The following is a 3,394-nucleotide window of genomic DNA, read 5'->3' as shown; positions in this document are numbered from 1 at the left end:
GGCGGGCTGGGCGGGGGCGGCGACTTCCGGGTCCTTCGGGACCCGTGAGCCGTCACCGTCCGGCCCGCCCGCGCCGCCGCCGACACCGTCTGCACAACACAGCAGCGCATCCCGGTGTTCGATGTGATCCAGCGGCTCAAGAACGGGGTTGGTCTTGAACGGATACCCATGGTCCAGCCGCCACTGCAGCTCGCCGATCCACACCGTCACCCGCGCCAGCTCGGCCGCGTACTCGTTCAGCTCGATGCCCAGCACATTGGCCGGGCCGGTGGCCAGCTCCACCTGCCGGTCCAGGCCCAGGGCCTCGGCTTCGGTGTTCACCAGATGCTCCACGTCCTTGAGGCACTTGAGCGCGAGGTAGAGAAAGTTGCCGCTGCCACAGGCCGGGTCGAGCACGCGATACGCCGCCAGCCGCTGCAGAAAGCCCACGTGCAGCGCCAGCGCGTCGCGCCAGGCCTTGTCGCCCGCTTTCTTGCTCTTGGCCAGCAGCGCGGCCATCTGGTCCTTGACGCCCGCCCATTCACGCAACAAGGGCCGGCGGATCACCGGGTCGATGATGCGTTCGATGGTGGCCGGGTCGGTGTAGTGCGCGCCGAGCTGGCTGCGCTTGCTGGGGTCCAGCCCGCGTTCAAACAGCGTGCCGAAAATGGACACGTCGATGGCGCTCCAGTTCTTGGCGGCGGCGTTGCGCAGCTCGGTCACGTCCATGGCGTCGAGCACTGGCACGGCGATGGTCTGGAACAGGCCGCCGTTGAACCAGGGCACGTCGTCCACACCGAACAGGCCGCCGTCCTTCATGGCGCCAAACAGGTTGCCCAGGTTCTGGCCCAGGCGCTCGGGCGCCATGGTTTTGGCGTTGATGAGCCGGTCGAACAGCTTGCCGGGCAGCAGGCCCACGTCTTCGGCAAAGCAGCAGAACAGGCATTGCGTGAGGAAGTGGGCCACCGCATCCGGTGTGTTTTCTTGCCCGTTGCCACGCTGGCGCAGGCGCTCGGCCAGGGTGGCAAAGCTCTTGGCCGCGGCTTCTGTGATGTCGCGGTTGGTGGTGCGGGGCCTGAAGCTCTCGGGCGCGGTCCACACGCGTTTGAGCAGCTCGCGCCGGTCGTGCTGCTCCAGGTCGGCCAGGGCGATGTCGTGCCGCTCGCTGGGGTGGCCGTTGAACTGGGTGTGGATGCGGATGTGCAGCCGGTCGCACACCACGAGCAGCGGCGGGTTGTCCAGCGCCAGGGTGTAGCCCAGCAGCTGGCGCAAGGCGGTGTCGAGGTTGACGCCGGGCGCCTTGTTCTCCCAGGCGAAGGCGCCGCGCTTGTACACGTCGGCATAGCCGCGGCGCTGGCCGGTGACCTGCCCGCCCTGCTCGAACAGGTAACCCGGTTCGGTGCCGGGCCGGGGCACGCCCAGCAGGTCGCACAGGTCGATGAAGTGGCTCTGCGCGCCCTGTTCTTCGTTGAGGTTGCAGGCCGGCCCCCCTGGCCCCCATTTGGCAATGAATGCTTGCGGCGTCATGTGATGTTGTTGGCGTTTCGACGGTCGCGGGCATCGTAGCAGGGGGTCATCTGCCGGAAATGGTGGCTTTTGACCTGAATATTTCAGATTCAAGACAACGAACTTCGCTCCGATACTGAACGAAAGTACGCCTCCTGCGCCAGCCATACCGCTGCACCAGGCCTACAGAGCGTGCCCACGGAGTGGCCCCATGAAACAACCTGTTCGCGTGCGCACCCAGTTGCTGCTGCTGTGTGCGATGTTCATTGCCCTGCTGGCCACGATTGGCAGCTTGGGCCTGTGGCAGGCGATGGGGCAGAGCCAGGCCATGCGCTCGATGTACGAGGACCGTGTGGTGCCACTGCGCCAGATCAAGGTCGTCTCGGACATGTATGCGGTGAACATCGTCGACACCGCCCACAAGTTCGCCGACGGTTCCCTCAGTGCCGCGCAGGCCAAGGCGTCGGTTGAACAGGCGCGATCGGCGATCGCCACCGAGTGGAAAGCCTACCTGGCCACCTACCTGGTGCCCGAAGAAGTGGTGATCGTTGACCGTCTCAAGCCCCTCATGGCCACCGCGGATGCCACCCTGCCCGAGCTGATGCGGTTGTTGGACGCCAACGACCGGGCGGGCGTCGCCCGTTTCCGCGAAAGCCAGATGTACCCGGTTTTCGACCCGATGCAGGGTGTGATCGGCGACCTGATCGGTCTGCAACTGAAGGTCTCACAAAGCATGTACGACGCATCCCGGGCCGGCGTGCGCAGGCTGGTGCTGGGCATGGTGGGGGCCACGCTGGCCGCCGCCGCGATGGGGCTGGCGATATCGCTCTGGATCACCTGGCGCCTGACGCACCAGCTGGGCGCTGAACCGCATGAGGTGCGCGCTGCGGCAGAAGCGGTGGCCAGTGGCGACCTCACGCAGTCGATCACGGTGCGCCCGGGATTCGAGTCCAGCGTGATGGCGTCCATGCAGAACATGACCCGGCACCTGGCGCGCATCGTGACCGAGGTGCGCCACAACGCCGACAGCGTCAGCACGGCCAGCGGTGAAATCGCCCAAGGCACACAGGACCTGAGTCAACGCTCGGAAGAGCAGGCCAGCGCACTGGAGGAAACGGCGGCCTCGATGGAGCAGATCAGCGCCACCGTGCGCCACAACGCCGACCATGCCGTGCAGGCCGACACCCTGGCGCGCCAAGCCGCCACCGATGCAGCGGAAAGCGGCCAGCTGGTGGCCCGCATGGCGCAGACCATGCAAGCCATCGACGCCGCGTCGAACCGCATCACCGACATCGTCGGGGTGATCGACAGCATCGCTTTTCAGACGAACATCCTGGCACTGAACGCCGCCGTCGAGGCGGCCCGTGCGGGTGAGCAGGGACGGGGCTTCTCCATTGTCGCGGGCGAAGTGCGGATGCTGGCGCAGCGCAGTGCCGATGCCGCACGCGAGGTGCGCAGCCTGATCCACAGCAGCCACGAACAGGTGGAAGAGGGCACCGAGCTGACCACCCACGCAGCGGCCAGCGTGCAGCATTCGGCAGCGGCCATCCAGCGCCTGAGCGAGCTGATGGCCGACATCAGCACTTCGACCCGGGAACAGACCGACGGGCTGGAACAGATCAATGTGGCGGTCAGCCAGATGGACCAGACCACACAGCAGAACGCCGCCCTGGTGGAAGAAAGTGCCGCGGCGTCGGCCAGCCTGCGGGACCAGGCCGAGCGCCTGGTGCAGGCGGTGGCGGGATTCCGGCTGCCCGGTTGAGGCAACCGGGCCGGTTTGATCTGGCCCACAGCAGCCGGCGCACACCCGACCCTTGTTGCGCTGCATCAAGGCGGGTGTCAGCAAGCAGGTCTAGATTGGCTCTTTCGAGCCGACGGGCGCTTCCAGCCCGGGCACATATCCGTGTGA

Annotated in this window: 2 protein-coding genes; one reads left to right on the top strand and one right to left on the bottom strand. The window is 66.7% G+C overall.

Translation table 11 applies throughout. The features are described 5' to 3' along the window. Positions 1-1,506 (bottom strand): DNA methyltransferase (locus ACR2JA_RS16560; RefSeq protein ID WP_434010174.1); only part of this gene is annotated, 1,506 nt, incomplete at its 3' end. A 190-nt stretch (positions 1,507-1,696) separates the two neighbouring features. Between ACR2JA_RS16560 and ACR2JA_RS16555 the strand changes: the two genes are divergently transcribed. After that, the gene (locus ACR2JA_RS16555) at positions 1,697-3,247 is read left to right on the top strand and encodes a methyl-accepting chemotaxis protein (RefSeq protein WP_434010173.1); all 1,551 of its coding nucleotides are present in this window, start codon (positions 1,697-1,699) and stop codon (positions 3,245-3,247) included. Positions 3,248-3,394 lie beyond the last annotated feature (147 nt).

The sequence above is a fragment of the Hydrogenophaga sp. genome (assembly GCF_051007235.1).
In the GTDB taxonomy this organism is placed as follows: Bacteria; Pseudomonadota; Gammaproteobacteria; order Burkholderiales; family Burkholderiaceae_C; genus Hydrogenophaga.
This window is presented reverse-complemented; position numbering and strand designations above follow the sequence as displayed.

Excerpts from the sequence above, each read along its gene's own strand:
- ACR2JA_RS16555 (WP_434010173.1), top strand. The coding sequence starts at position 1,697 with ATGAAACAACCTGTTCGCGTGCGCACCCAGTTGCTGCTGCTGTGTGCG.